This window comes from Mogibacterium pumilum (assembly GCF_002243385.1).
Lineage (GTDB): Bacteria > Bacillota > Clostridia > Peptostreptococcales > Anaerovoracaceae > Mogibacterium > Mogibacterium pumilum.
In genome coordinates, this window is sequence record NZ_CP016199.1 from 1,814,311 (window position 1) to 1,820,645 (window position 6,335).

At 43.4% G+C, this 6,335-nt stretch carries 6 protein-coding genes; all 6 read right to left on the reverse strand.

What is annotated here, in order from left to right; translation table 11 throughout:
* Window positions 1-4: 4 nt before the first annotated feature.
* Window positions 5-1,978: an excinuclease ABC subunit UvrB gene (gene uvrB, locus AXF17_RS08660; protein WP_094234668.1), complete on the reverse strand. Its 1,974-nt coding sequence runs from the start codon at window positions 1,976-1,978 to the stop codon at window positions 5-7.
* 68 nt (window positions 1,979-2,046) lie between these two features.
* Window positions 2,047-2,550, reverse strand: coding sequence for a hypothetical protein (locus AXF17_RS08665; protein WP_094234669.1), 504 nt, complete (start codon window positions 2,548-2,550; stop codon window positions 2,047-2,049).
* A gap of 19 nt (window positions 2,551-2,569) precedes the next feature.
* Complete coding sequence (locus AXF17_RS08670; protein ID WP_094234670.1) at window positions 2,570-3,832, reverse strand: ArsB/NhaD family transporter; 1,263 nt, start codon at window positions 3,830-3,832, stop codon at window positions 2,570-2,572.
* Between the two features lie 23 nt (window positions 3,833-3,855).
* Entirely contained in the window at window positions 3,856-4,974 is a 1,119-nt protein-coding gene (locus AXF17_RS08675; protein WP_094234671.1) for a cation diffusion facilitator family transporter, read from the reverse strand.
* Between the two features lie 134 nt (window positions 4,975-5,108).
* Window positions 5,109-5,492 (reverse strand): thioesterase family protein, encoded by a 384-nt coding sequence (locus AXF17_RS08680; protein ID WP_094234672.1) that lies wholly within the window; start codon window positions 5,490-5,492, stop codon window positions 5,109-5,111.
* Between the two features lie 95 nt (window positions 5,493-5,587).
* A partial coding sequence (locus AXF17_RS08685; RefSeq protein WP_169711351.1) for a hypothetical protein occupies window positions 5,588-6,335 on the reverse strand: 748 nt, incomplete at its 5' end.

Sequence of the window (6,335 nt, forward strand, 5' to 3'; positions counted from 1 at the left end):
TTATTTATGCTCTCTTGCTGCTCCTTAGGTCAAATAGCAGGTCTCTGAGCTCTGCTGCTCGCTCGAACTGAAGATCCTTGGCTGCCTGTTTCATCTCCTTCTCGAGATTTTTGATCGTACGCTGCAGCTCCTTCGTAGTCATCTCCTTAGGATTCTTGAGCTCAGTATCTCCAGTATATGCCTTCGTCGCCTCGATTACATCTCGTATAGGCTTGATAATAGTCTTAGGTGTGATTCCATGCTCCTTGTTGTATGCTTCCTGAAGCTCTCGTCTTCTGGCCGTCTCATCGATGGTATATCTCATCGCCTTGCTGATGCGGTCGGCATACATGATAACCCTGCCGTTCTGGTTACGCGCAGCTCTGCCGACAGTCTGAACAAGTGAGGTCTCTGTACGAAGAAAGCCCTCTTTGTCAGCATCCAGGATCGCAACGAGCGATACTTCTGGTAGGTCGAGACCCTCACGAAGCAGGTTGATACCGACTAAAACGTCGAATTTACCCAGGCGGAGGTTTCTAATTATCTCTAATCTCTCGAAATTATCTATTTCTGAATGCAGATATCTGACCTTGATTCCTTCATTTCTGAGGAATCCTGTGAGGTCTTCTGCCATTCTCTTGGTGAGCGTCGTGATAAGAACTCGTTCGCCTTTATCTACAGTCTTATATATCTCTCCGATTATATCGTCAATCTGACCCTCAATCGGTCTGACCTCTATAATCGGATCGAGTAGTCCTGTCGGTCTAATAACCTGCTCAGCGGTTATCCCATTTGAGTGTTCAAGCTCGTACTTGCCTGGCGTCGCACTTACAAATAGCAGGTCGTTCGTAACCTCATTGAATTCCTCAAACTTGAGCGGTCTGTTATCTAGTGCCGAAGGAAGTCTGAATCCAAAATCGACAAGCGAGCTCTTTCTGGCCCTATCTCCATTATACATAGCACGGAGCTGCGGCAGCATTACGTGAGACTCATCGATTATGGTCAGAAAATCATCTGGGAAATAATCGAGAAGAACGTACGGTCTCTCCCCAGGCTTCAGGAAGTTCAGATGCCTCGAATAGTTCTCGACACCCTTGCAGGTTCCAATTTCCATCATCATCTCCATATCATAATTAGTGCGCTGCGTGATGCGCTCTGCTTCGAGGAGCTTACCATTCTCCTTAAACCACTTTACTCTTTCATCAAGTTCTTCCTTTATAGTGCCGACCGCCAGCTGCATATCTTCCTTGCTGGTTACGTAGTGAGATGCCGGAAATATTGAGATATGGTTGCGCACACCAGTAATTTCACCAGTTAGTGCGTTCATCTCCTTGATTTCCTCTATCTCATCACCAAACATTTCAACGCGGACCGCCTCTTCACCGCCAGCAGGATATATGTCGATGATGTCACCACGTACACGAAACGTACCGCGGTGAAAGTCGATGTCATTTCGCTCGTACTGCATATCGATGAGCTTGCGCATCATCATCGTCCTGTCCATCTCCATTCCAGGTCTCAGAGATAAGAGCTGATTTCTATATGAATCAGGACTACCGAGACCGTAGATGCAGGAAACACTGGCAACGATGATAACGTCTCTACGCTCGAGTACTGCCGCCGTTGCGGAGTGTCTGAGCTTATCTATTTCGTCGTTTATATCGGCATCTTTTTCAATATACGTGTCAGTTGAAGCGACGTACGCCTCTGGCTGGTAGAAATCGTAGTAGGACACGAAGTACTCTACTGCATTTTCAGGAAAAAACTCCTTCATCTCACCATGGAGCTGTGCCGCTAAAGTCTTGTTGTGCGAAATAATCAGTGTAGGCTTCTGCACCTTCTCTATGATTTTCGCCATCGTGTAAGTCTTACCGGATCCAGTAACGCCAAGCAGAGTCTGGAAACGATTTCCAGACTCTATGCTTTCAGCGATTTTCTTAACAGCCTGGGGCTGATCACCCATCATCTCAAAATCAGAATGAACTTTGAATTCAGGCATATTAACCTCGACTTTCTCGTCATGCAAGGAACTTTTTCCACACAATCAGCTAACTGTCACGTGTTCAATTACTTGTTCTCTATATCTATTATTCTCTCATCCTCGTAGAGCATCGGGCATTCACGGGCAATCTGCTCGATTGTCTCTCTTACGCGCTCCATCTCTTCAGAGAACTCTTCAAATGCAGCTGTTGGAACTTTTCTATTTAGGAAAAGCTGTTCAATCTCCCTGTTGAATTGAGTGAGATTATCTGTGAGTTCGATAAACTGGTTGAACTTGTCCGTCTTACTAGCATTTTTAAACTTCGCTATGTCGCGTCTGATAAAATCCACAACGTCCGTCTCACCATAAAATTTTCCGAGAAGCATCGGATATGGATTTACCCTGCGCAGGTACATAGCATGGTCACGTCTGAGATCCAGCATATATTTGATAGTAAGCTCATCGCTGATCTCAAACTCATATATGTTGATATGTGCAGGCATAGTCTTAACGGTCGTCGCGCCGAGCTGCTTGACCATCATGTTGATCATATCACTTATAACTCTGTCTGTGGTAAATGTATTTGCCATATGTTGCCTCCATCCTCCGCTACATTCCGTACTTAACTAGCAGGAATACCATCGAAATAAATACTGATCCAATCATAAATGGCATTCCGACGCGCAGATAGCTCTTAAATGTAATCGGATATCCGTGCTTCGTACTGATATCTGAAAGTACTACGTTTGCAGAAGCTCCGATCATCGTTCCATTTCCACCAAGACAAGCTCCGAGTGAAATTGCCCACCATAGTGGCTCAACATCCATGCCGTCTGCCTTTAGTGCGAGCACTAGTGGAATAAGCGTCGCTACGAAAGGTATGTTATCGAGGAAAGATGACAGAATAGCTGATGCCCATAGCAATATTAGCATCATCATAACCGGGTGACCTGCTGTCTTCTCGATTACCACTGCGGCCATCTGCTTGATAACTCCAGTTTCCGTAAGTCCTCCAACTACTACGAACAGCGACATGAAGAATGCAATAGTTGTCCACTCTACATCCTGAATGGCATTCTCAACACTTGTACCACCTATAATCAGCATAATTGCTGCTGCCGCAAGCGCAATTACAGATGATTCTAATCCTAGCTTATCGTGGAATATAAATCCCAAGATTACGAGTCCGATAACTACAACTCCCTTGATAAGTAGCGGCTTATCGGTAATCGATTTATTTGGATCAAGATTCATAATCTTGGATGTATCAAGTCCCTCTACCTTAATCTCCTTCTTATACTTGAAGCGCATCGTGATAATCATAAATACGATTACAAGCGCAACGGCAAAGCCAGTGTTTTCGAGAAAGTCCATAAAAGAGAGTTTTGCAGCACTTCCAATCATGATATTTGGAGGGTCACCGATGAGTGTTGCCGTACCTCCGACATTAGATGCGAGAATCTGCGTCATCAGAAATGGCACCGGATTAATCTCAAGCATCTTCGCAATAGCTATAGTCATCGGTCCGACGAGCAGTACCGTCGTTACGTTATCTAATATTCCAGATAGAATTGCGGTGATTAAGATAAAAGCAATCATTATCTTCCACGGATCTCCGTGCACCATCTTTGCCGCCTTAATTGCGACATATTCGAACAGTCCCGACTGTCTGATTACAGCGACCAGTGTCATCATTCCCACGAGAACTCCAATAGTATTGAAGTCGATATAGGAGAGTGCTTTCTCACCGCTCATAACACCTGTGAATACGAGTACCACAGCACCAGCGAGAGCAGCCGCCGCTCTATGAACCTTTTCACTCATGATCAGTCCGATGACGACTACGAACACTACAATAGAAATAATTTCCATCATCTATCCCCCTTTAATCTCAATCAATCGCTGATATCCAGATCGAGCGTGATTCTCACCTCATAATCCGGGTATCTGTCCTTGATTTTTTTTATTATATTATCGCGAACGAGAGTCCTATCCGGAGCTTTGAAGTCAACAATGATGTCAAATATCATCAGCGCTTTCTCTTCATCAAGATAAAAGCCGTGCATCTGTAACACGAACTCCTCTGACATCACAAGTCTCGTGATATCACTCTTGACTTCAAGCGCTTTATCATCATTTGTATTCATCGAGTATACGCCTACCGTCGCAATAGCGATGCCGTATCTCTTGTATATCTTTTCCTGAATCTCTCTAGTCAGGTTATCAATCATCGATGCAGTATAAGTATCCGGCACTTCGATGTGAACCTCTCCAATCACGGTATTAGGACCATAGTTATGAAGCAGCAAATCGTATGCTCCATAAATGCCTTCAATCTCCGTTATCGCATTTTTTATTTCATTCGTCAGACTACTATCTGCTCTTTCACCTAGAATCTTACTGATTGTCTCACGAAGCATGTCTATGCCAGCCTTGATTATGAATGCCGCTATAAATGCACCTAGATAAGCCTCCAGGCTTACTCCAGCCACAATGTAAATTCCTGCTGCCACGAGAGTTGAAATCGAAATAATAGAATCGAATAACGCGTCACTTCCCGACGCCACGAGTGAATTAGAATTAACCTTGATTCCTACGGATTTCACATATCTGCCGAGAAGCATCTTAACCACAATCGCTGCTCCGATTATCACTAGAGAAATCGTCGTATAGGATGGTTTCTCTGGATGAAGGATATTCTTTATCGATTCCTGAAGCGCTGTTATGCCAGCGTATAGGACGATTACTGAAATGACCATTGCTGTTAAATCTTCGTATCTTCCATGTCCCAGTGGATGGTCTCTATCGGGAGCTTTGCCAGCCAATCTAGTTCCCACAATTGTAATAATCGAAGATAATGCATCACTCAAGTTATTTAGAGCATCCATGACAATGGCTATAGAATTCGTAGCAGTACCTATAATCGCTTTAAACCCAGCCAAAAGCATATTAGCAATTATACCTATGATACTCGTTCTAATTATTATTCTATTTCTATTAGTATGTTCGTTCATCTCTTCTCACCTCGACATCAAAATATTGTTACCATCTAATAACAATATTCCAATCAAGCTGTTAATCTAACTTGCTACTAACCTTACTCTGGAACCACTAATTATTCAAATACTAAAACCCCATCAGTTACTGGTTAATCTAACTTGTTATTAACCTTACTCTGGAACTTATCGTTCGATATTATAAACCTCTCATGAGTTCCTTCGCCAATTTTATCCTTTTCATCATATGCTGTGATATTGAACACCAACCTGCGACCATCCACCTCGACTAGTTCAGATTCGCATCTCACGTACATACCAACCGGTGTGGCAGCAAGATGTTTAATCGCGATGCTTGTTCCGACAGAGCCTTGACCTTCCTCAAATTCGGGTTTCACAGATTCTGAAGCAGTTCCTTCCATGAGTGCAATCATCGCCGGTGTCGCATATACCTCGAGATCTCCACTTCCCATGCTTATAGCCGTGAGTTCCTTCGTCACAGTAATTTCTTTAAAACCTTTAATTCCTGTATCCATATCTTTTCTCCAAACAGTGATTATATGCCTGTATTTAGTATCAATCAAACGTATTATAAAATTAAGTGCAGATATAAACTAAGTTGCTTTGAGTACTATACATATAGTCTAAAACGCCCTTCTCGTAAGCATTTCAAGACTCTCTCGCTGAGGTTCGAATCATCTCCACAAGGTAGAACCACCGACTGACTGCTAAACTCGTTGTTTACTATCCTTACATCGTGTTCGCGTTTACCCTTTAGCCTAGCCATCGGGAATCTGTGTTCAGTCTGCATAAGCGGATAATTCCCATCTGAATTACTTGCCAGCTCTAGACTCCAGTTAACTGCTTTCGCTCCGAGCCCATTGAGAACAGAAATGCTCATATGGTTATACGCATTAAGTCCAGGATCAGCAACAACCTCTGCTCCAATCTCAACCATCTTAGCTAGCCAACCGAGATGTGCTACATAGATTCCGCGTGCCAGCGCAAGTTTTGCAACCGCTTTGTAGTTGTCCTGTAAAATCTGCTCTTCACGCCCCTTCGTGATACTTCCGATATATGGGACAATTTCTGGCGGCAGGGAATTATCCTCTCTACCTATCTCCGTCAGGATTCCCGCCATTGGCAGAAGAACTTTGTATAAGAGATCTGTTGTTTCTCCGATTTTTTCGTTCAGATTTCTGATTCCACCATTTTCTTCGAAGTTTCTCCAATCATCAATGCTGCTGAAATAGAGCTCAAAGCTTTGTACTGCCTGATGATTTCCTCTCTGCTGTTCTTCTTTTATATCATCAGCTTGATTTACCAATTCATGAAGTTCAGAAATCACACCTTCTATATCACGGCTTTCTCTTCTGAAC

Coding starts and splice junctions, on each gene's coding strand:
- AXF17_RS08680 (WP_094234672.1), bottom strand. CDS start 5,492: ATGGATACAGGAATTAAAGGTTTTAAAGAAATTACTGTGACGAAGGAA.
- AXF17_RS08670 (WP_094234670.1), bottom strand. CDS start 3,832: ATGGAAATTATTTCTATTGTAGTGTTCGTAGTCGTCATCGGACTGATC.
- AXF17_RS08675 (WP_094234671.1), bottom strand. CDS start 4,974: ATGAACGAACATACTAATAGAAATAGAATAATAATTAGAACGAGTATC.
- AXF17_RS08665 (WP_094234669.1), bottom strand. CDS start 2,550: ATGGCAAATACATTTACCACAGACAGAGTTATAAGTGATATGATCAAC.
- uvrB (WP_094234668.1), bottom strand. CDS start 1,978: ATGCCTGAATTCAAAGTTCATTCTGATTTTGAGATGATGGGTGATCAG.